The sequence below is a fragment of the Ancalomicrobiaceae bacterium S20 genome (genome assembly GCA_040269895.1).
Lineage (GTDB): Bacteria > Pseudomonadota > Alphaproteobacteria > Rhizobiales > Ancalomicrobiaceae > Methyloraptor > Methyloraptor flagellatus.
Genome location: CP158568.1, coordinates 491,326 through 513,460, shown reverse-complemented (window position 1 = coordinate 513,460; position 22,135 = coordinate 491,326). Strand labels below are relative to the sequence as shown.

The window sequence follows — 22,135 nt, the reverse complement described above, 5'->3', positions numbered from 1 at the left end:
CGGCGCAGGCTCGGAACCGGCGTGGCTCCGGGGGCCGGCTCCGACCTCAGCGCTGGTGGGTCAGGAGCGGCGTGCCCGGCGCGGTACCGGAGCCGAAAGCGGCGCGGATCAGCTTGGCCTCTTCGGCCAGTTCCTGCTCGCGGCGCGCGAACTCCTCGCGCCGCCGCCCGATCTCACGCGACAGGCCGAGGATGCGCGCCTCGTCCTCGAGCGTGCAGTCCGCGCCGACCTGCGAGAATGCGTGTTCGAGATCGCTCTCCATGTGGCGCAGCTCAATCCGGTCGAGGAAGTGCCAGAGCAGCGCCTCGACATAGGTGACCGGCGGATGGAAGCGCAGGATCGGCAGCCGCTCGCGCAGCCGGTGCCCGCGATGCACCACGACGCGCCGGTCGCCATCGGCGAGCTCGTCGCCGTGGATCTCCTTGAGCAGGAAGAAGAACCGCTGGTCGATGCCGGAATAGAAGGTCGAGACCGAGAGGTCGTCGAACTCGGTCGCGATCCGGTAGAGTTCGCGCTTGAACGCCTCGTGCGGCTCGAGCCCCATGTCGATGCCGATGGTGCGCTCGATCGCGGCTTCGAACAGCTCCGGAAACTCGACCATGAGCCCGAGCACGATGCGCTCGATGCCGACGAGTTCGCCCAGACGTTCAGGCAGGCTGACGTCGGTCGAGCCGGGAACCGGCCGCGGCTGGTCGCCGGCGCCGCGGCCGCCGCGCCAGCCACCGCGCTCGCCGCGTTCGGACTGCCAGAAAAGGTTCGACAGCCGCAGCCGGTAGCGCAGCCGATAACTCTTCTGGACGCGCGCGTCCTTGATCTCGCCGGTCAGATCCTCAAAACGCTTTTCGAGCGCCGCCTTGCGCTCCGGCGTGTCGATCGAGGTGCCGACCGTCTCGCGGTCCCACAGCACGTCGGCGAGCGGCTGCGCCCTGCCGATCTCGGCGAGGAACGCGTCCTTGCCGCCGGACTGGACCAGCTCGTCCGGATCCTTGCCGTCCGGCAGGAAGGCGAAATTGAACGAGTAGCCGCTCTTCAGCTGCGGCAGGATGCGGTCGATCGCCCGATGCGCGGCGCCGATGCCGGCGCGATCGCCGTCGAAACAGATGACCGGCTCGGGCGCAAGCTTCCAGAGCCGCTGGATATGATCCTCGGTGAAGGCGGTACCGAGTGTCGCGACCACCGCCCTGACACCGGCCTGAAAGACCGCGATCGCGTCGAGATAACCCTCGACCACGACGACCGCGCCCTCTTCATAGGCCGCCGCGCGGGCGCGGTGACCGTTGAAGAGCATGAGCCCCTTGTGGAAAAGCTCGGTTTCCGGCGAGTTCAGATACTTCGGCTTGTCGTCGGGCGACAGCGCGCGACCACCGAAGGCGACCACCCGGCCGCGATCGTCCTGGATCGGGATCATCAGGCGATTGCGGAATCGGTCGTAGGTCGGCCGGCCGTCGTCGGGCTTGATCAGGAGCCCGGCCGCGATCATCGCCTCCTCATCGACGCCCTTGCCGATCAGGTGCCGCTTCAGCGCGTCGCGCTCGGCCGGCGCGAAGCCCATGCGGAATTCCTTGAGCGTCTCGGGCCGGAGCGCGCGCTTGACCACATAGCGCCGCGCCTCGTCGCCGCCGGAGAGCCGCAGCGCCTCTTCATAGAAGCGCGCGGCCATTTCGCAGACATCGGCGAGGCTCGCCCGCTCGCGCTCGCGCCGCTCCTCGCGCGCATCGGGCTTCGGCAGCGCGACGCCCACTTCCGAGGCGAGGCGCTCAACCGCTTCGGGGAAGCTTAGGCCCTCGGTCTCCATCAGGAACCGGAACACGTCGCCGTGCTTGCCGGACGAGAAGCAGTGGTAGAAGCCTTTCTGATCATTGACGAAGAAGGACGGCGTCTTCTCCGGATTGAACGGCGACAGCCCGGCGAATTCCCGCCCCTGCCGACGCAGTTTCACCCGCCGCCCGACCACCTCGGATACCGGAAGGCGCGCACGAATCTCGTCGAGGATGGCGGGAGGGAATTTCATGGGGAGGGAGTATAGGCACACTCGGTGCGTCTTGCACGGTGCGGCTCGCCGCGCCTGCCCGGAATTCACATTTGTGGCGGTTGACGAGGCAAACGTCTTGTAGAAGAAAAGTGTCGCTGCGTCACCTCCCCGTCAGATAGGCCCATCAGGCTTTTGTGCCGTCGATGGCCGGGAGTGAGGCGCCGCCGACATTTGCTATGAGAGGATGAAGACCATGAATTTGAAGATCGTGTCTTTCGTGGCCACCGCCGTCGCGCTGGCGAGCCTTCCGACGGCGGCTTGGGCCGGCGGCCCGTCGCTCGGCAAGGTCTATGCCGTCTGGCAGGGGCAGAGCGACAAGAATTACACCAAGATCTACGATCGGCGCTGGGGTCAGGATGGCGTCGCTTGCGAAGCGGCCGGCAATAATCAAGCAGTATCGATCAAGTTCTACGACGGCGCCGAGAAGCGCTGGATCCGCTATGAGCGCAACTCCGGCGCGGCGGAGACGGACGAGTATATCAAGGTCGCCAGCGGGATCTGCACCCGGATGCCTTACGGCCTCCAGCGGCAGTCGCCGGTGGCGGGCTACCGGTTCGAGGAGATCGCGGGCGGCAAGCTGCAGCCCTCGAAGGTCCAGTAAGGATCCGCCGAGAGCCGCACGCGCTCCCCTTAGAAGAAGACCGCGGCGGAACGACCCTCTGCCGCGGCGCCTCGTCTCTCGGCCACCCGACTCAGCCGAGCGCGGCCTTCACCACGCCGCTGATCCGGCCGAAATCCATGCGGCCGGCGTAGCGCTCCTTGAGCGCGGCCATGACGCGGCCCATGTCCTTGACCGAGGTCGCGCCGATCTCGGCGACCACTGCCTTGACCGCCGCCTCGGCGTCCGCCTCGTCCATCTGCGCCGGCAGGAATTCGCGGATGATCGCGATCTCCTCGCGCTCGCCGGCCGCGAGTTCCGGCCGGCCGCCATCCTCGAACTGCTTGGCGGCATCCTCGCGCGACTTCACCATCTTGGCGAGCACCTCGACGATCTCGGCATCGCCGAGCGGCTTGCCGGTGTCGCGCGCCGCGATGTCCTTGTCCTTGATGGTCGAGGTGATCATCCGGATCGTCGACACGCGCTTCTTGTCGCCGGATTTCATCGCGGTCTTCAGGGCGTCGCTCAATTGGTCGCGCATCTCGTCCTCCTGACGGGTCTGCCGCCGGTCGCCCCGGCGGCTGTCTCGCGTCCCCATATGGGGAGCCGTGACCGGAGCCGGTAGCCGATCGGCGCGCGCCGGTCCAGCGCCGTCAGGCAAAGCATCCACCGCCGACGACGCCCGCGAGCCTCGTGCGCATGCGCGCCTCCCCGCGCCGGCCGCGGTTGACGCGGACAGTCGCCGCGACTAGGGTCCGCGCCGCGCCGGACGATGCCGCGCCGCCACGCTTCCGCACGCCAGAGCCCCTCGAACCCGCGCGACCTCCTCGCGCTCGGGCCGATGGCTGCGAAGCCGAATGCGGATGCTGGCCGCCGCGCTCGCGTACACCTGTGCGCCCGGAACGGGAACGGCCTTTAGGGATTGAGACGATGACCGACACGACGCTGAACGCCGACGCCTGGGCCGAACCGAAACCCACGGCCCTCCTCGTGCTCGCCGACGGCACGGTCATCCCCGGCCACGGCCTCGGCGCAACCGGCCAGGCTGTCGGCGAGGTCTGCTTCAACACCGCGATCACCGGCTATCAGGAGATCCTGACCGATCCCTCCTACGCCGGCCAGATCATCACCTTCACCTTCCCGCATGTCGGCAATGTCGGCGTCAACGACGAGGACATCGAGACCGTCTCGATGGCCGCCGCGTCGGGCGTGCGCGGCTGCGTGCTCAAGGCCTCGATCACCGATCCGTCGAACTGGCGCGCCGCCCGCGACCTCGACCAGTGGCTGAAGGCGCGCGGCATCATCGGTCTTTCCGGCATCGACACGCGCGCGCTGACCGCGCTGATCCGCGAGAAGGGCATGCCCAATGCGGTGATCGCGCATGCGCCCGACGGCAATTTCGACCTCGAGGCGCTGAAGCGCGAGGCCGCGGCCTGGCCGGGCCTGGTCGGCATGGATCTCGTGCCGATGGTGACGAGCGGACAGAGCTTCACCTGGGACGAGACGCCCTGGGAACTCGGCGAGGGCTACGGCCGCCAGACCGAGCCGCAGCATCATGTGGTCGCGCTCGACTACGGCGTAAAGCGCAACATCCTGCGCCTGCTCGCCGATGCCGGCTGCAAGGTCACCGTTCTGCCCGCGACCGCGACCGCCGAAGAGGTCTTCGCCCTGAAGCCGGACGGCGTGTTCCTGTCGAACGGCCCGGGCGACCCGGCCGCGACCGGCGTCTACGCGGTGCCGACCATCAAGGCGGTGGTCGAATCGGGCCTGCCGACCTTCGGCATCTGCCTCGGCCACCAGATGCTCGGCCTCGCGCTCGGCGCCGAGACCGTCAAGATGCACCAGGGCCATCACGGCGCGAACCACCCGGTCAAGGACTACACGACCGGCAAGGTCGAAATCACCTCGATGAACCACGGCTTCGCGGTCGACCGCGCGACGCTCCCGGCCAATGTCAAGGAGACGCATGTCTCGCTGTTCGACGGCTCGAACTGCGGCATCGCGCTCGAGGACAAGCCGGTGTTCTCGGTGCAGTACCATCCGGAGGCCTCGCCCGGCCCGCGCGACAGCCATTACCTGTTCACCCGCTTCGTGAACCTGATCCGGGAGAAGAAGGGCGAGGCGAAGCTGCCCGAGCGCGTCTGACGCTCGAAGCCCTTACACGCACGGCAAGAGAATGAACGGCCGGGCCGCTGCCCTCAGCGTGCCCGGCCGTAGCTTTTCAGAATGACGATACCGATCAGCATCAGGCAGGCGGCGACCAGGAACGGCGCACCAGGGAAATAGACCGGGGCGTGCGGCCCGGTGAAGAAACCGAACACCTGCGTCATCAGGATCGGCGAGCCGACCATGGTCAGGCCCTTCAGGCTGGCGATCGCCCCCTGCAACTCGCCCTGCGCGTCTTCCGCGACCTGTCCGACCGCGATCGCCCGCAAGGACGGATCGATCAGCCCGATGAAGGCGAAGACCGGAATGAAAACGAACATGACCCAGCCGGCCGGCGCGAAGGCATAGCCCGTGAAACCGACCGCCGCGAGCGACAGGCCGATCAGCGCCGCGCGGCGCTCGCCGAAGCGCTTCACGATTGGCCCGATCAGCCCGCCCATCACGATCGACATGGCGATGCCGACCGCGGCGAGCGACAGGCCGATATCAGCCTCGCTCCAGCCGAACCTGAGCTTGCCCGCATAGGACCAGACCGACGGATTGGCGTCGTGGCCGATCTGGTAGAGCACCACGACGGCAGCCAGCGGCCAAAGCGCCGGGTATTTGCGCATCTCCCGCAAGGCGCCGAGCGGGTTGGCGCGGGCGAGCGAGAACGACCGGCGCTTCTCGGCCGGCAGACTCTCCTTCAGGAAGAAGAAGCCGAACAGGAGATTGAGCACGCTGACGCCGGCGGCGACGAAGAACGGCACCCGCGGCCCGAACTCGCCGGCGAGCCCGCCGATCACCGGCCCGAGCACGAAGCCGACACCGAAGGCCATGCCCATGAAGCCGAAGTTGCGCGCCCGCGTCTCCGGCGTCGACACGTCGGCGATGAAGGCGGCCGCGCTCGTATAGCTGCCGCCCGACAGACCCGACAGAGCCCGGCCGACGAACAGCCAGGGCAGCGTCGGCGCCAGCGCGCAGACCAGATTGTCGAGCCCGAAGGTCGCGACCGAGACGAGCAGCACCGGCCGCCGGCCGAACCGGTCGGAAAGGTTGCCGATCACCGGCGCGAACAGGAACTGCATCGCCGCGTAGGTGAAGATCAGCCAGCCGCCGTCGATCGCCGCGCGATCGACCCCTTCGCCGGTCAGTGACACGATCAGCTTCGGCAGAACCGGAATGACGATGCCGATGCCGATCACATCGAGCAGGACGGTGACGACGACGAAGATGAGGCCCCGGCGGGACGCGTCTCGGCTCATGCGCTTTCTCGAATGGCAACGGTCCAGCGTCCAGATCCGGTGGAGCTGGCGCCGGCGCACCGGACACCACGACGCCCGCTCCGTCAAGCACGCGCACGCGGCCGCGCAGCCGGACCCAAATCGATGAGCGATGTCGGGCGCGCGATCGGACCGCGCTGCCCCCGCCATGCCCGCGGTCCCCATCACGCCGGCTTCCGCACGCTGGACCGGTCCCCCGACCCGTGCCAGCATGGCGCCCATGGTCGAGATCCACACCATCGGCTTCGACGCCGACGACACGCTCTGGCACAACGAGACCTTCTTCGATCTTTCGCAGAAGCGCTTCTTCGAGCTGGTCGACGATCACGCCGATGCCGCGACCCTGAAGAAGAGCCTGTTCGCGGTCGAGAAGCGCAACCTCGCGCTCTACGGCTACGGCATAAAGGGCTTCACGCTGTCGATGATCGAGACGGCGCTCGAAGTGACCGAGGGACGGCTGCCCGGCACGACCGTCGCCGAGATCCTGGCGATCGGCCGATCCATGCTCGAACATCCGGTCGAGCCGCTACCGGGCGTGCGCGAGACGCTGGAAGCGCTCGCCGGCGAGGTCCGCCTCGTGCTGATCACCAAGGGCGACCTGCTGCACCAGGAGCAGAAGATCGCCCGCTCCGGCCTCGGCGACTTCTTCGATGCGCTCGAGATCGTCAGCGAAAAGGATGCCGATACCTACCGGCGCATCTTCGCGCGCCACGGGTCCGGCCCGCTCGGCGCCGCCATGGTCGGCAACTCGCTGCGATCGGACATCCTGCCGGCCATCGAGGCCGGCAGTTGGGGCCTGCACGTGCCCTATCATATCGTCTGGGAACACGAGCACGCGGAAGCACCGCCCGACCTGCCGCGTCTGGTGACGCTCGAGACCATCGAGGGCGTGCTCGGCTGGTGGGCGGAGCGCGAGGCGGGCTGAGCCCGCGCCGCGCGACGCCGGTCGTCAATCCTCCGGCGCGATCGCCACCAGCACGCGGTCGCCCTTGGCGCCGCCGATCTGGATCGCGGCCGGACCCTGCCCGAGCCGGAACCGCACGCTTCTGTTGAGGCCAGGGCATCCCTTCAGCGTCTGCATCGCCATGGCCGTAACGATCTTGCCATTCTGCGCGACCCCGACATAGGTCGAGTCCGAGATCGTGACCTGATAGACCCCCGGCGTGGTCGCGGTCGTGATCACGGCGCCGAACGTGTTGGCGGTCTTCCAGCCGATGTTGAGCGGAACCGCATAGTCGACACGCTGCATGGGCTGGAGTTCGACCACCGCGGCGTGGCCGGGCAGCATGATCGCGCCAGACTTCACCGGCTTCGCCGTCTGGAACCACGCGAGCTCTCGCGACAACGGCCATTTGGTGCCGTCGCAAGGGTCGGCCGCCTTGGCAGACGTGGCCGCGACGAGGGCGAGCATTCCAAGGCCGACGACACCCACACGCATTCTCGTTCTCCTTCGTTACCGTCTGATGCCCTACCGGCCGCGCAGCGCGCCGTCACTCGGCCGGGGCGACCGCCACCAGCAGGCGGTCGCCCGCCGCGCCGAAAATCTCGATCGCCGCCGGACCCTGCGCGAGTTTGAAGCGCACGCTCTTGCGCAGGCCGGGGCATTCCTTGATCCCGGTGAAGGCCTCGACCTTCACGAGCTTGCCGCCCTGCACGACCTCGATCCAGGCCTCGTCCGACAGCGTGATCTGGTAGACGCCCTCGCTCGCGACCGCCGTCGACACGACCTCGCCGAACGTCTTGTCGGCCGGCTTGCGGCTCGACGGCACAAGGTATTGCACCTTGTCGGTCGGCTGCAGCGCGATCACCGCGGCGTGGCCCGGCAGCAGGGCCGCGCCGGGCTTGGCGAGTGTCGCGCTCTGGAACCAGCCCATCTCGCGGGCGAGCGGCCATTTGCCGGCCTCGCAAGGGTCCGCCGCGAGGGCCGGCGCGATCCCGCCGGCAAACGAGAGCAGCAACCCGACGGCCAAAACGTTTTTGCGCATACTGAACCCCTCATCGGAACGGAGAACGGCGGCCCTTTCGGCCGCCGTTCGGGACTTGTCAGAGCTGCTGCGCGTTGATCGAATCGCAGGCGCCGAGGCGTCCGCTTTCGAAGCCGCGCTTGAACCAGCGCACCCGCTGCTCGGACGTGCCGTGCGTGAAGCTGTCCGGCACGGCATAGCCGCGGATCGACTTCTGGATCGCGTCGTCGCCGATATGCGAGGCGGCGTTGAGCGCCTGCTCGATGTCGCCCGGATCGATGAAGTCGCGGTCGTTCTGCGCCGCCTTGGCCCAGACGCCGGCGAAACAGTCGGCCTGCAGCTCGACCCGCACCGAGGCGCGGTTGGCGTCGCGCTCGCTCATGCGCTGCCGGGCCTTGTTGAAGGCCGGCAGGATGCCGAGCATGTTCTGGATGTGGTGGCCGATCTCGTGCGCGATCACATAGGCCTGGGCGAAATCGCCCGGCGCCTTGAACCGCGTCTTGAGCTCGTCGTAGAAGGCGAGGTCGATGTAGACCTTCTGGTCGGCCGGGCAATAGAACGGCCCCGAGGCCGTTTCTGCCTGGCCGCAGCCCGAGCGCGTCGTGCCGCGGAACATCACCAGCGTCGGATCCTGATACCGCATGCCGGCGGCGCGCTGCACGAGCTCGCCCGCCTGCTGCGGCAGCAGCGTCTTCCAGCGGTCCTCGGTGTCGGCGAGGATGACCGAAACGAAGCGCGCGTTGCGCTGTTCCTCGGCAGAGGAGACGCGCGGGGTCTGCGCGGAGGGCTGGCGATGCACCTGCGCCGGCCCCGGTCCGATCGGCTGGCCGCTGAGCAGCGTCAGCGGATTGATGCCGAGCACCCAGGCGATGATCAGCACGACGACGATCGTGCCGATGCCGCCGCCGCCGAGGTTGATCGGAAAGCCGCCGAAACCGCCGCCGGAATACCCACCGCCCGGCCCGGCGCTGAAGCCACCGTCGTCGCCGCCATCGTCGCGACGGTCCTCGATGTTCGAACTCTCGCGGCGGCCTTCCCAGCGCATGCGGCACCCTCCCGGTCGCGTCTCTCGCCCCTCTTCATTACCCGACGATCGCGACGCAAAGAAGATCCCCGTCCGCCCGCCCCGCCGGCAGGCGCCGTTGCCCTTGCGCCACGAGGCGACGGGCCATCCGCATTGTGACTTATCCGCCACCCGTCCGACCGACGTTCGGTCACGTCTGTCACAGGGGGCCGGCTTCAATTGTCAAAGCATCGCCGTCTGTTACCGTCTGAGGGTTTTCAAGGGAGCGCGTTGATTTCATGCCCCGATCCTGGTTGGACTTCTGGAATAGCGCCCACCGGATCTACGTTTCGGATCGTCATCGCGACGTCCATTACGCCAGGATCGCCGAGAACTTCATCGCGCATGTCCCGCGCCCCGACGCGGTCGTGCTCGACTGGGGCTGCGGCGACGCCTCTGCGGCGCCGCGCATCGCCGCCCACTGCGGCCGGCTGCTGCTGGTCGATGCCGCGACCGCGACGCGCGAACGGCTCGCCGAACGCCATCGCGGCTCCGAGACGATTCTGGTCCCGGCGCCCGAGGAACTGAGACCGGCCTGGGACGGCCGCGTCGATCTGATCGTGATCAACTCGGTGCTGCAATATCTGACGCCGGAGGAGGCCGACGGACTGCTCGCCGAGGCTCACGCGCTGCTCGCGCCCGGCGGTCGGCTGGTGATCGCCGACGTGATCCCGCCCGGCGATGACATCGTCGCCGACGTCGGCAACCTGCTCGGCATGGCGCTCAGGCACGGCTTCCTGCTCGCCGCCGTCGCCGGGCTGGCGGCGACCTTCTTCTCGCCCTACCGCCAACTGCGCAACACCGTCGGCCTGTCGCGCTACACCGAGGGCACGATGCTCGGCAAGCTGATCCAGGCCGGCTTCACGGCGGAGCGGCTGACGCCGAACTTCGGCTTCGACCAACGCCGGATGGCATTTTCGGCGCGGAAGTCCTGAACGCGGCCCAGCGTCTCGATCGCCGTCCCGTCGCCGCGACGGCGATCGCAGCAGCGCCGGCTCAGGCCGCGTCGGGCCGTCCCCAGGCCGGGAACGGGTCCGGCATCCGCCGCGCCCGATCCGAACCGAGCGCCGAGCCGGTCTCTGTGCCGACAAGGCAGTCGTCGAGCGCGGCGCGAATCGCCGCCTCGTCCATGCCGACGCCGATGAACACCAGTTCCTGCCGGCGGTCGCCCCAGACGCGGTCCCAGTTGCGCTCCATCATCCGGCGCCCCTCGGGGTGGTCGGGCCAGCGCGAGCGCGGCACCGAGGCCCACCAGCGCCCGAGTGGCGTCACCCGGCAGACCGCGCCGGCGATCGACAGTTCGCCGACCCAGTCCGGCCGGGTGACGAACCAGAAGTGCCCCTTGGCGCGCACGAGGCCCGGCCATGTCGCCTTGGTGAAGGCATCGAAGCGCATCGGATCGAACGGCCGCCGTGCCCGGTAGACGAAGCTCGCGATGCCGTATTCCTCAGTCTCCGGCACATGCGCGTGCGGCTCGTAGAGCTCCTTGTACCAGAGCGGATGTTTGGACGCCTTCTCCTCGCTGAAGAGCCCGGTATCGAGGATCGCGTCGAGCGGCGCCCGGCCGAAATCGGTTTCGACGATGCGCGCATCGGCGTTGAGGGCGCGGACGACCTTGCGCACCAGATCGGCCTGATCCGGCGCCACGTCGGAGATCTTGTTGATCACCACGACGTCGGCGAACTCGATCTGCTCGACCAGGAGATCGACCAGCGTGCGGTCGTCGCCCTCTCCGGCCGTCTCGCCGCGGTCACGCAGGAAATCCTGCGAGCCATAGTCCTTGAGCAGGTTGATCGCATCGACGACCGTGACCATCGTGTCGAGCCGCGCCACGTCGGAGAGGCTCGCGCCCCCTTCGTCGCGAAACGAGAAGGTGCTGGCGACCGGCAATGGCTCGGCGATGCCGGTGCCCTCGATCAGCAGGTGATCGAACCGGCCCTCGGCGCAGAGCCGGCGCACCTCGAGGAGCAGGTCGTCGCGCAGCGTGCAGCAGATGCAGCCGTTGGTCATCTCGACCAGCTTCTCGTCGGTGCGCGACAGGCCGGCGCCGCCCTCGCGCACCAGATCGGCGTCGATGTTGACCTCGCTCATGTCGTTGACGATCACCGCGACGCGCCGGTGCTCGCGGTTGTTGAGGACATGATTGAGCAGCGTGGTCTTGCCTGCGCCGAGAAAGCCGGACAGCACCGTCACCGGCAGGCGATGGTCTGAAGGGGCGAGGCCGGAAGGGACGAGGTCGGTCATGCCGCGATCTCCGCTTGATATGATATGTTATAACATAACATTACCAAGCGAATTGTGGCAATTCGGAGTCCGGCCAGATCGCCGCGACAGGGCGCGAAACCGGCGAGAGCGCTGGCGTAGACGAGGTTTTCCCCGGCCGTTTCCGCCCTCTTCCAGTCTCCGGCCTTTTCCCCTATAAGCCCACGGGTCTCACCCCGACCGATCGACACGAAGCGCCCCGGCGACCATGCGCGACCTCAACGCGCGGCCGACGGAGCCGGTCGCCTGCGGGCCTCCCGCTGCGACGCAACCGTCCGCAGCCGGTCTCTTGGACGACGAACGCGAGCCTCAGAATGCCCAAGCGCACAGACATCAAGAGCATCCTCGTGATCGGCGCAGGCCCGATCGTCATCGGCCAGGCCTGCGAGTTCGACTATTCCGGCACGCAGGCCTGCAAGGCGCTGAAGGCTGAAGGCTATCGCATCATCCTGGTCAACTCGAACCCGGCGACGATCATGACCGATCCGGAGCTGGCGGATGCGACCTATGTCGAGCCGATCGTCCCGGAGGTGGTCGCCAAGATCATCGAAAAGGAGCGCCCGGACGCGCTCCTGCCGACAATGGGCGGCCAGACCGCGCTCAACTGCGCGCTGTCGCTGCGCAAGATGGGCGTGCTGGAGAAGTACGGCGTCGAGATGATCGGCGCCACGGCCGAGGCGATCGACAAGGCCGAGGACCGCGAGCTGTTCCGCGAGGCGATGACCAAGATCGGCCTCTCGACCCCGCGCGCCCGCTTCGCCGACGCCGCCGACCTGAAGCGCGCCGACAAGCGCACCTATGACGCCGAACTCGCGCGCATCCAGGCGCTCGACGTCGCCGACGCCGACAAGAAGAAGCTCGCCCAGACCTTCGAGTTCGACTGGGCCAAGGGCGAGGAGGCGCGCAAGCGCCGCTACGTGTCGAAGGGCCTGATCGAAGCGCTCGAAGCGCTGTCCGACATCGGCCTGCCCGCGATCATCCGGCCGTCGTTCACGATGGGCGGCACCGGCGGCGGCATCGCCTACAACCGCGACGAATTCCTGGAGATCGTCGAGCGCGGCCTCGACGCCTCGCCGACCACCGAAGTGCTGATCGAGGAATCGGTGCTCGGCTGGAAGGAGTTCGAGATGGAGGTCGTCCGCGACAAGGCGGACAACTGCATCATCGTCTGCTCGATCGAGAACATCGATCCGATGGGCGTGCACACCGGCGATTCGATCACCATCGCCCCGGCGCTGACGCTGACGGACAAGGAATACCAGATCATGCGCGACGCCTCGCTGGCGGTGCTGCGCGAGATCGGCGTCGAGACCGGCGGCTCCAACGTCCAGTTCGCGGTGAACCCCGAAGACGGCCGCATGGTCGTCATCGAGATGAACCCGCGCGTGTCGCGCTCGTCCGCCTTGGCCTCCAAGGCGACCGGCTTCCCGATCGCCAAGGTCGCCGCGCGCCTCGCCGTCGGCTACACGCTCGACGAGCTCGCCAACGACATCACCGGCGGCGCCACCCCGGCCTCGTTCGAGCCGACGATCGACTACGTGGTGACGAAGATCCCGCGTTTCGCGTTCGAGAAGTTCCCGGGCGCCGACCAGCAGCTGACCACCTCGATGAAATCGGTCGGCGAGGTCATGGCCATCGGCCGCACCTTCGCCGAGAGCCTGCAGAAGGCCCTGCGCGGCCTGGAGACGGGTCTCACCGGCCTCAACGAGATCGAGATCCCCGGCCTCGGCCAGGGCGACGACAAGAACGCCATCCGCGCCGCGCTCGGCACGCCGACGCCGGACCGGCTGCGCCATGTCGCGCAGGCGCTGCGCCTCGGCGTCACCAAGGACCAGATCCACCAGTCCTGCAAGATCGACCCGTGGTTCCTCGACCAGTTCGAGGCCATCGTCGAGACCGAGGCCAAGGTGCGCAAGCACGGTCTGCCGCAGACCGCGGGAGCCTTGCGCTCGCTGAAGGCGATGGGCTTCTCGGACGCGCGCCTCGCCGAACTCGCCGGCCTTGCCGAGGCCGACGTGAAGGCGCTGCGCGAAAAACTCGCCGTGCATCCGGTCTACAAGCGCATCGACACCTGCGCGGCCGAGTTCGCCGCGCCGACCGCCTACATGTATTCGAGCTACGAAGTCCCGTTCGGCGCCGCGCCGGACGACGAGGCGCGGCCCTCGGACAAAAAGAAGGTCGTCATCCTCGGCGGCGGTCCGAACCGGATCGGCCAGGGTATCGAGTTCGACTACTGCTGCTGCCACGCCTGCTTCGCGCTCTCGGACGCCGGCTACGAGACCATCATGGTCAACTGCAACCCGGAGACCGTGTCGACCGACTACGACACCTCCGACCGGCTCTATTTCGAGCCGCTGACGGCCGAGGACGTACTGGAGATCCTGCGCGTCGAGCAGTCGAAGGGCACGCTGCACGGCGTGATCGTGCAGTTCGGCGGCCAGACGCCGCTGAAGCTCGCCGAGAGCCTCGAGAAGGCCGGCATCCCGATCCTCGGCACCTCGCCCGACGCGATCGACCTCGCCGAGGACCGCGACCGGTTCAAGCGCCTGCTCGACAAGCTCGGCCTCAAGCAGCCGAAGAACGGCATCGCCTATTCGATCGAGCAGTCGCGCCTCGTCACCGCCGAGCTCGGCTTCCCGCTGGTCGTCCGCCCGAGCTACGTGCTCGGCGGCCGCGCCATGATGATCGTGCGCGACGAGGGCCAGTTCGACGAGTACCTGCTCGGCGTGCTGCCCGGCATGGTGCCGGCCGACGTGAAGGCCAAGTATCCGAACGACAAGACCGGCCAGATCAACATGGTGCTCGGCAAGTCGCCGCTCCTGTTCGACCGCTATCTGTCGGACGCGATCGAGGTCGACGTCGACGCGCTCTGCGACGGCAAGGACGTCTTCATCGCCGGCATCATGGAACACATCGAGGAAGCGGGCATTCACTCGGGCGACAGCGCCTGCTCGCTGCCGACCCATTCGCTGAAGGCCGAGATCGTCGAGGAGATCGAGCGCCAGACCAAGGCGCTCGCCCTCGCCCTCGACGTCGGGGGCCTGATGAACGTGCAGTACGCGGTCAAGGACGACGTGGTCTACATCCTCGAGGTGAACCCGCGTGCCTCGCGCACGGTACCCTTCGTCGCCAAGACCATCGGCCTGCCCGTCGCCAAGATCGCCTCGCGCGTCATGGCCGGCGAGGCGCTCGGCTCCTTCGGCCTGAAGCGCAAGACGCTCGACCATGTCGCGGTCAAGGAAGCCGTGTTCCCGTTCGCGCGCTTCCCCGGCGTCGACACGGTGCTCGGACCGGAGATGAAGTCGACCGGCGAGGTCATCGGTCTCGACCGCACCTACGCGATCGCCTTCGCCAAGTCGCAGCTCGGCTCCGGCACGCGCGTGCCGACCGGCGGCACCATGTTCGTGTCGATGCGCGACGAGGACAAGGATCGCATCCTGCCGTCGATCCGCGCCCTCTCCGACATCGGCTTCAAGGTGATCTCGACCTCGGGCACGACGCGGTTCCTGCAGGCGCAGGGGATCCCGGCTTCCAAGATCAACAAGGTTCTTGAAGGCCGCCCGCACATCGTCGATGCTATCAAGAACGGTGAGGTCCAACTCGTCTTCAATACGACCGAGGGGGCCCAGGCGCTGGCGGACAGCCGCTCGCTCCGTCGTGCGGCCCTCTTGCACAAGGTGCCGTACTATACGACCCTCGCCGGTGCCGTCGCCGCGGCCGAGGCCATTGTGGCCTATGCCGCCGGCGAACTGGAAGTTCGGCCGCTGCAATCCTACTTCGCGGCCGAAGCCTGAGCGGACGTCGCGGCTCCCACGCCCGAGGTGGATAGCGATCCTGGACGGGGTCGCGGCCCGAACGGGATGCGGGAGCCGGTCGTGTCTGCCGCATCAGGTGCGTTAGCCGGACGTCGAGGGTGATCGACCGCGCGAGCATGGGGCGCTCGCGAGGTCTCTCGTCCCCGGAACGATCCGTTTGTGGAGGGGCGGTTCCAGCGGAACCGCGCCCTCGATCTTTTTGTCCGCCCGGCGCTGCCGTCGGGCGACGCGACTTGGAAGGGTGAAGACCCATGGAAAAGATTCCGATGACGCCGGCGGGCTTCGCCGCGCTCGAGGCGGAGCTGAAGAACCGCCAGCAGGTCGAGCGGCCGCGCATCATCAACGCCATCTCGGAAGCGCGCGCCCATGGCGACCTTTCGGAGAACGCCGAATATCACTCCGCCAAGGAGCAGCAGAGCCTCAACGAGGGCCGTATCGCCGAGCTCGAGGACAAGCTGAGCCGCGCCGAGGTCATCGACATCACCAAGCTCTCCGGCACCAAGGTGAAGTTCGGCGCGACGGTGACGCTGCTCGACGAGGACACCGAGGAGGAGAAGAGCTACCAGATCGTCGGCGACATGGAAGCCGACGTGAAGCTCGGCCGCATCTCGATCTCCTCCCCGATCGCGCGCGCGCTGATCGGCAAGGACGTCGGCGACACCGTCGAGGTGATCTCGCCCGGCGGCGCCCGCTCCTACGAGATCATCAAGGTCCGGTTCGCCTGATGCGCCCGCCCGTGGCCGCACCGCCCGCGCGGGAGGGTGCGGCCGCAGCCGTCGAGCCGGCGCGGCCGGGTGACGCCCGACAAGATGGCGCCCGCCCGCGTGACGCCCGGCCTCCCCGCGGTGCCGCCATCGAGGTCGTCGCGCCGAACTTCAAGCGCCGCCTCTCCGGCGTGACCGCCACGATCCAGCGGCTGGTGCCACTCCAGGCGAGCCGCATCGCCATCGCCGCGCTCGGCCCCGGCCTCGGCGACCGCGTGCCGCGCATCGGCTTCAGCGATCTCCTGAGTTTCTGGAAGCGCCCGCCCGGCCGGCCTTTCCGGATCTGGCATGCGCGCCGCAATGTCGAGACCCTCGCCGGCCTGTTGCTGCGCGACCTCCTGCGCATGCCCCTGCGCGTGGTCTTCACCTCTGCCTCGCAGCGCCGTCACACCGCCTGGTCGCGCTTTCTGATCGGCCGCGTCGACGCGGTGATCTCGACGTCGTCGGCGACAGCCGCCTATCTTGACCGCCCCTCGACCGTGATCCGCCACGGCATCGACGCCGAGCGCTTCCATCCCGCACCCGATCCCGCCACCGCTTGGACCACGGCCGGCCTGCCGGGCCAATTCGGCATCGGCTGCTTCGGCCGCATCCGCGCGCAGAAGGGCACCGACGTCTTCGTCGACGCGATGATCCGGCTGCTGCCGGGCCATCCCGCCTTCTCGGCCGTGATCTTCGGCCGAGCGACCGCGCAGCACACCGGTTTCCTCGACGGGTTGAAGGCGCGCGTGCTGACCGCCGGCCTCGCCGACCGGATCGTCTTCGCCGGCGAGGTCGACGTCGACGCGATCGCGGCATGGTATCGACGGCTGGCGATCTTCGTCGCGCCGCAGCGCTGGGAAGGTTTCGGCCTGACGCCCCTGGAAGCCATGGCCTCCGGCGTGCCGGTGGTGGCGACCACGGTCGGCGCGTTTCCCGAGCTGGTGGTCGAGGGCGAGACCGGCCGGCTGGTCGCCCCGGGCGACGTCGGCGCGATGGTCGCGGCCCTCGAACCGTTGATGGCCGATGCGAGTGCCCGTGCTGCGATGGGCAGCGCGGCCCGCCGGCACGTCGTCGATCATTTCACGCTGGAGGCCGAAGCCGCCGCGATCATCGCAGTCTACGAGCGGCTCTGGGCCACCGGCTGAACCCTCATTCGGCGGCGAAGCGATCGCTGCCGCGCCCCGCGGCGTCGCGGTCTTCCGGCGGCACGCGCGGCGCGCCGTCGACATGCGGCACCACCTTGCGCAGCGCCGAGGCGATCCGGCCGCGCACGTCGTCCTCCGGCGGCGCCAGATCGACCAATGCGTCGGCGAAACGCTCCGGCGTCGCCGTCGCGATCGGCATGACCGCGACGTGCCCGGCCGCCGCCTCGACCGCAACCCATTCGAAGTCCGAGGTCTTCTTGACCTGCGACGGCGCGAGCGCCACCGCCGGCCGGCGCGCGGTCAGCGCCTCCGACAGCATCGAGATCAGATCCTCGGTGACGACCACCGCATCGGCGCCATAGAGCCGGTCGGCCGACCCGGGCCCGTCGCGCTCGAAGTCGACGAACTCGACGATCCGCCCTTCGGCGAGCAGGGCCTCCAGCCGCCCGCGCATCTCCGGCGGCGTCCGGCGCGAGGTCGCGACGTGCCAGCGGATGCCGAGCGTTTCCGACGTGCGGACGATGAAGGTCACCAGCTTGGCCCAGTCCTCGGGCCGATAGTGGTGCGAATGCGCCTCGCCGCCGATCATGAGCGCCAGTTCCGCGCCGCGCAGGTCGGCGGGTGCCTTGAGCGCCTTCGGCTTCGGCAGCGCCGTCGGATCGATCAGGCTCGGCACCGGCACGAAGGCGGCGTTCGGAGCGCCGGCCTTGCGCGGGCTGTCGACCAGGATCAGGCCGAACACGTCCGGATCGTAGCCGTCCGGCCAGCCCGAATAGACGAAGGGTACGCCGAGCAGCCGCGACAGCAGCACGCCGGCCGCGATCGTCGGCCGTCCGGAGCCGACGATCATGTCGAAAGGCGCGATCCGCCGCGCATCGATACCATAGAAGAGCCGGAGCCCGAGTTCGGGCCGGTGAAGGAACCAGCCGAGCAGCCGGCGCCGCAGCATGTCATGGGCAAGCCGGCGCGGCCGAACGTCGAGCCGCTCGATCGCGTTCGGCTCGATGCGCGCGGCCGCCGCCGCGATCCCCTCGGCCTGATGGTAGTGCCCGGGCTTCTTGTCTCGGAGAACCAGGATTCGCAAACCGACCGCCCACCTTGGAGAAGCGCAAGACGATCATAGTTTCGCCGCGCGGCATGCGCAAATCCTCGACAGAAACATGCAGATATAATAACGCCACGAAGGTGCCAAACTGCCGTATCCAGAACGAATACTTACTCTGATGAAAAACATGAATTCGAAATCCGATCGGAAATATCTCAGAATACTGAAATTCATCCGGCGATATGTGCAGAACAAAGGAAAATTACACGAAGAATTTCCCCGCACCACGGCGGTGGAGTGGAGAACAGCGGATCGTTCTTTCAGAACCGGGACCAACCGGCGCCCGGCAACACGACGTCTCAGAATGCCACGGTCGGTTCGGACTTCGCCGTCTTCAACGTCAGGGCGGTCTTGACCCCCGCCACCGCCGGCGCCTTGGTCAGCTCGTTGATCACGAAATCCTGAAAGCTGCGCAGATCCTTGGCCACGCATTTGAGCATGAAATCGACGTCGCCGTTGAGAATCCAGCACTCGCGCACGATCGCCCAGGCCCGGACGCGCTCCTCGAACGCGACCAGATCGGCCTCGGCCTGAGTCGCGAGCGACACGAAGGCGAAGGCGGTCAGGTCGAAGCCGAGCGCCTTCTCGTCGAGCATGGTCCGATAGCCGGTGATGATGCCGGCCTCTTCGAGCGCCCGGACGCGGCGCAGGCACGGCGGCGCCGAGATCCCGACCCGGCGCGCGAGTTCGACGTTGGTCATGCGCCCATCCGCCTGCAACTCGGCCAGGATCTTCCAATCGGTCTCGTCCAGGCGGATCTTCATGGGATGTCGGGCTCCGCTCTCGGCACAGGCCGCAGGGAAGGCAAAAGGCTATCGGCTCGCGAACGAGCCCGATTGCGCAATAAAGTTACGTTCGGCGGCACGATTCTTATCCGATTTTGCGCTGCAGCGAAACCGGATCGCCGATGTAATCCCCGCCCGTGAGACCGTTTCGGCCAACGTGACATGCGCCCCACGCAAGCGTGTGCGGCGCCGCGCGCCCTGGCACCCGACCCTCCGCACCACAACATGTGGAATAATCCGAGCCCGGGTGACGCAAGAAGCTGTTCCGGCTATGCTCCCGCACCCGAATTCCGGTGGCTCGATCGAAGCGGGCGAACCCGTCCGCTCCGCACATCCGGCCCATCGACTTTTTGACGCGCGCTCAATTCAATCCGACGGATGCGGGACGCACCCGTCGGATCCGGCCACTAGGACGCCAGCCCATGATCTCGTCGAAGGTTCTCATCATCGGTTCCGGCCCGGCCGGCTACACCGCCGCCATCTATGCCGCGCGCGCGATGCTCGAGCCCGTGCTGGTCGCCGGCATCCAGCCGGGCGGCCAGCTGACCGTCACCACCGACGTCGAAAACTACCCCGGCTTCGCCGATCCGATCCAGGGTCCGTGGCTGGTCGAGCAGATGCGCGCCCAGGCCGAGCACGTCGGCACCAAGATCATCTACGACCACATCCTCGAGGCCGACCTGTCGAAGCGGCCCTTCACGCTGAAGGGCGATTCCGGCGAGATCTATCAGGGCGACACGCTGGTGATCGCCACCGGCGCCCAGGCGCGCTGGCTCGGACTGCCCTCCGAGACCCAGTATCGCGGCTTCGGCGTCTCGGCCTGCGCGACCTGCGACGGCTTCTTCTACCGCGGCAAGGAGGTCGTCGTGGTCGGCGGCGGCAACACCGCGGTCGAAGAGGCGCTCTACCTGACCAACCACGCGTCCAAGGTCACGGTCGTGCATCGCCGCGACCATTTCCGCGCCGAGCGCATCTTGCAGAACCGCCTGTTCGAGAACCCGAAGATCGAGGTGGTCTGGAATTCCGTCATCGACGAGGTGCTCGGCGCCGGCGACCCGCCGGGCGTCACCGGCGTGCGGCTGAAGAACGTCGAGACCGGCGCGACCACCGAGCTGCCGTGCCACGGCGTCTTCGTCGCGATCGGCCACCAGCCGGCCGTCGAGCTGTTCAAGGATCAGGTGCGTCTGAAGCCGTCCGGCTACATCTGGACCGCGCCGCATTCGACCGCGACCAACATTCCCGGCGTCTTCGCCGCGGGCGACGTCGCCGACGACGTGTTCCGCCAGGCGGTCACCGCCGCCGGCATGGGCTGCATGGCCGCGCTCGAGGCCGAGCGCTTCCTGGCCGGCGTCTCGACCCACCACGCCGAAGCGGCCGAGTGAGCCGGATCGCAGCGTAATCGGGCGCGGCTCGGCCGGTTCCGAAGACATTGGACGGCGCCCTCTCGATCGAGCGGGGCGCCGTTCCTGTTTTCGGGACGCGCCGTGCCCGAGCGACCGCGATCGCAGCGCCTGTGACCCATCTCCGTAGCCCCTCCGAATGCGATGCATTTCTATCACGGCAACGCGGAGACCTCGTCCGATCAGAGAAATTCATCGTACATATAAATCGTTTGCGCATGACATCTGCGTATTTTCCCGCGATAGTTCCGGCCCCAGGCGTTGACGCGGAAGCGGGATCGGCCCGATCTCCCGCGAATGCCGAACCTTCGAGGGGGGCACCTTGGACTGGGACAAGCTCCGGATCTTTCACGCGGCGGCCGAAGCAGGCAGCTTCACCCACGCGGGCGAATCGCTCGACATGAGCCAGTCCGCGGTCAGCCGACAGGTCAGCGCGCTGGAACAGGATCTCGGCGTACCGCTGTTCCATCGCCACGCCCGCGGCCTGATCCTGACCGAGCAGGGCGAACTCCTGTTCCGCACCGCCCGCGAGGTCATGCTCAAACTCGAGCAGGCGCGCTCGCGCCTCGCAGAGACGCGCGAGAAGCCGTCCGGCAGCCTTCGCGTGACCACCACGGTCGGTCTCGGCTCGTCCTGGCTCACCGCCCGCATCAACGAGTTCTGCGACCTCTACCCCGAGGTCGAGCTCGAGCTGATTCTCGACGACCAGGAACTCGACCTGTCGATGCGCCAGGCCGACGTGGCGCTGCGCATCCGCCAGCCGGTGCAGCCGGATCTGATCCAGCGCAAGCTGTTCACGATCCACTTCCACCTCTACGCCGCCGCCGGCTATCTGAAGCGCTTCGGCAACCCCGAGACGCTGGAGGATCTCGACGAGCACCGCGTGATCACCTTCGGCCAGTCGCCGCCGGTCTACCTGCGCGACATGAACTGGCTGGAGACCGCCGGCCGTCCGGCCAACAGCCCGCGCAAGCCGGCGCTCCGGATCAACAACATGATCGGCATCAAGCGCGCCGCCCAGCGCGGCGTCGGCATCGCCATGCTGCCGGACTACCTGATCGAGGCCGACAGCGACCTCGTCCAGCTGATCCCGGAAGCCGACGTGCCGACGCTCGACTGCTACTTCGTCTACCCGGAAGAGATGCGGAACACCGCGCGCGTCAAAGTCTTCCGCGACTTCCTGATCACCAAGGCCGAGCGCTGGACCTACTGAGGTCCGCGAATCCGCCCCGATGTCGCAAACGGCCGGACGGCATCAGCCTCCGGCCGTTTTGCTTTCGGTCTGCCGCGGTGACGCACAGACCGAAAAGTCACCGCTCGGCATGTCTACGAAGAACTCCGAATACGTATTCCACCCGATCAATGAAAATCGGCGGATCGACACGCCACGGCGGCGATTTCTCGGACATTATCGGGTCGTTTTCCGTTCGCCGACACGCCGTCTTTCCAGCAATGGACAGAAAATGACGAGCGCCGCGCCAAGGCACGCTCATCACCATCACGTAAACTGATATTCCAATTCAAGTCAGGCAGACCATCCGAAGTCCACCCGGAGGGTTCGATGCTTCCAAACCATAGACAGCTTCCTGACTGCTTCTTTTGAGCGCCATATCTGGCATTTCACAAGCCATCATAATTTCAAAATTGACACGTCGATTGCTGAATACCGACATGATCGCCCGGATATCGCTCCATATCTCTGCGGCAATTCCCTGTCAGTTCTGCCCCTTAATGATTTTTCAACGAATCAGGACTAAAACGATTCATGTGACGCCGGTTACAGACGCATCTT

General features: G+C 67.5%; 18 protein-coding genes. 9 read left to right on the top strand and 9 right to left on the bottom strand.

All coding sequences use genetic code 11. The features are described from left to right. Positions 1-46: 46 nt before the first annotated feature. A complete protein-coding gene (dnaG, locus tag ABS361_02445; protein ID XBY45173.1) occupies positions 47-2,011 on the bottom strand; it encodes a DNA primase in 1,965 nt (654 codons plus the stop codon). Positions 2,012-2,225: 214 nt separating this feature from the next. On the opposite strand from dnaG, the gene ABS361_02440 reads away from it, so the two are divergent. Beyond that, positions 2,226-2,633 (top strand): hypothetical protein, encoded by a 408-nt coding sequence (locus ABS361_02440; GenBank protein ID XBY45172.1) that lies wholly within the window; start codon positions 2,226-2,228, stop codon positions 2,631-2,633. Between the two features lie 91 nt (positions 2,634-2,724). Here the strand turns inward: ABS361_02440 and ABS361_02435 are convergent, their stop codons facing one another. Then, on the bottom strand, positions 2,725-3,171 hold the full coding sequence (locus ABS361_02435) for a GatB/YqeY domain-containing protein (GenBank protein XBY45171.1): 447 nt from the start codon (positions 3,169-3,171) through the stop codon (positions 2,725-2,727). Between the two features lie 389 nt (positions 3,172-3,560). Between ABS361_02435 and carA the strand changes: the two genes are divergently transcribed. Next, entirely contained in the window at positions 3,561-4,775 is a 1,215-nt protein-coding gene (carA, locus tag ABS361_02430) for a glutamine-hydrolyzing carbamoyl-phosphate synthase small subunit (protein XBY45170.1), read from the top strand. Between the two features lie 53 nt (positions 4,776-4,828). Here the strand turns inward: carA and ABS361_02425 are convergent, their stop codons facing one another. Continuing rightward, entirely contained in the window at positions 4,829-6,040 is a 1,212-nt protein-coding gene (locus ABS361_02425) for a TCR/Tet family MFS transporter (GenBank protein XBY45169.1), read from the bottom strand. A 229-nt stretch (positions 6,041-6,269) separates the two neighbouring features. On the opposite strand from ABS361_02425, the gene ABS361_02420 reads away from it, so the two are divergent. Further along, a complete protein-coding gene (locus ABS361_02420) occupies positions 6,270-6,983 on the top strand; it encodes an HAD family hydrolase (GenBank protein ID XBY45168.1) in 714 nt (237 codons plus the stop codon). 24 nt (positions 6,984-7,007) lie between these two features. On the opposite strand, the gene ABS361_02415 is transcribed toward ABS361_02420, so the two are convergent. Genes ABS361_02415 through ABS361_02405 form a run of 3 tightly spaced genes read right to left on the bottom strand, consistent with a single transcriptional unit; the run spans position 7,008 to position 9,067 of the window. Beyond that, positions 7,008-7,496 carry a hypothetical protein gene (locus ABS361_02415; protein XBY45167.1) on the bottom strand — a complete coding sequence of 163 codons (489 nt, stop codon included), beginning with the start codon at positions 7,494-7,496 and terminating at the stop codon, positions 7,008-7,010. A 52-nt stretch (positions 7,497-7,548) separates the two neighbouring features. Further along, entirely contained in the window at positions 7,549-8,043 is a 495-nt protein-coding gene (locus tag ABS361_02410; protein ID XBY45166.1) for a hypothetical protein, read from the bottom strand. 58 nt (positions 8,044-8,101) lie between these two features. Beyond that, entirely contained in the window at positions 8,102-9,067 is a 966-nt protein-coding gene (locus tag ABS361_02405) for a neutral zinc metallopeptidase (GenBank protein ID XBY45165.1), read from the bottom strand. Between the two features lie 272 nt (positions 9,068-9,339). On the opposite strand from ABS361_02405, the gene ABS361_02400 reads away from it, so the two are divergent. After that, positions 9,340-10,020: a class I SAM-dependent methyltransferase gene (locus ABS361_02400; protein ID XBY45164.1), complete on the top strand. Its 681-nt coding sequence runs from the start codon at positions 9,340-9,342 to the stop codon at positions 10,018-10,020. A 61-nt stretch (positions 10,021-10,081) separates the two neighbouring features. Here the strand turns inward: ABS361_02400 and ABS361_02395 are convergent, their stop codons facing one another. Further along, positions 10,082-11,329, bottom strand: coding sequence for a GTP-binding protein (locus ABS361_02395; protein ID XBY45163.1), 1,248 nt, complete (start codon positions 11,327-11,329; stop codon positions 10,082-10,084). A gap of 332 nt (positions 11,330-11,661) precedes the next feature. On the opposite strand from ABS361_02395, the gene carB reads away from it, so the two are divergent. The 3 genes from carB (at position 11,662) to ABS361_02380 (ending at position 17,053) form a co-directional block, all read left to right on the top strand. Beyond that, a complete protein-coding gene (gene carB / locus ABS361_02390; protein ID XBY45162.1) occupies positions 11,662-15,141 on the top strand; it encodes a carbamoyl-phosphate synthase large subunit in 3,480 nt (1,159 codons plus the stop codon). A 272-nt stretch (positions 15,142-15,413) separates the two neighbouring features. Continuing rightward, entirely contained in the window at positions 15,414-15,887 is a 474-nt protein-coding gene (greA, locus tag ABS361_02385; protein XBY45161.1) for a transcription elongation factor GreA, read from the top strand. A gap of 128 nt (positions 15,888-16,015) precedes the next feature. Next, positions 16,016-17,053 carry a glycosyltransferase family 4 protein gene (locus ABS361_02380; protein ID XBY46785.1) on the top strand — a complete coding sequence of 346 codons (1,038 nt, stop codon included), beginning with the start codon at positions 16,016-16,018 and terminating at the stop codon, positions 17,051-17,053. 4 nt (positions 17,054-17,057) lie between these two features. On the opposite strand, the gene ABS361_02375 is transcribed toward ABS361_02380, so the two are convergent. Together ABS361_02375 and ABS361_02370 are read right to left on the bottom strand one after the other, a co-directional pair. Further along, the gene (locus ABS361_02375) at positions 17,058-18,137 is read right to left on the bottom strand and encodes an ELM1/GtrOC1 family putative glycosyltransferase (GenBank protein ID XBY45160.1); all 1,080 of its coding nucleotides are present in this window, start codon (positions 18,135-18,137) and stop codon (positions 17,058-17,060) included. Positions 18,138-18,457: 320 nt separating this feature from the next. After that, positions 18,458-18,922: an Lrp/AsnC family transcriptional regulator gene (locus ABS361_02370; GenBank protein ID XBY45159.1), complete on the bottom strand. Its 465-nt coding sequence runs from the start codon at positions 18,920-18,922 to the stop codon at positions 18,458-18,460. Positions 18,923-19,365: 443 nt separating this feature from the next. Here ABS361_02370 and trxB point away from each other — a divergent pair, with 443 nt between their 5' ends. Together trxB and ABS361_02360 are read left to right on the top strand one after the other, a co-directional pair. Beyond that, positions 19,366-20,325: a thioredoxin-disulfide reductase gene (trxB, locus tag ABS361_02365; protein XBY45158.1), complete on the top strand. Its 960-nt coding sequence runs from the start codon at positions 19,366-19,368 to the stop codon at positions 20,323-20,325. Between the two features lie 340 nt (positions 20,326-20,665). Further along, complete coding sequence (locus ABS361_02360; protein ID XBY45157.1) at positions 20,666-21,556, top strand: LysR family transcriptional regulator; 891 nt, start codon at positions 20,666-20,668, stop codon at positions 21,554-21,556. Positions 21,557-22,135 lie beyond the last annotated feature (579 nt).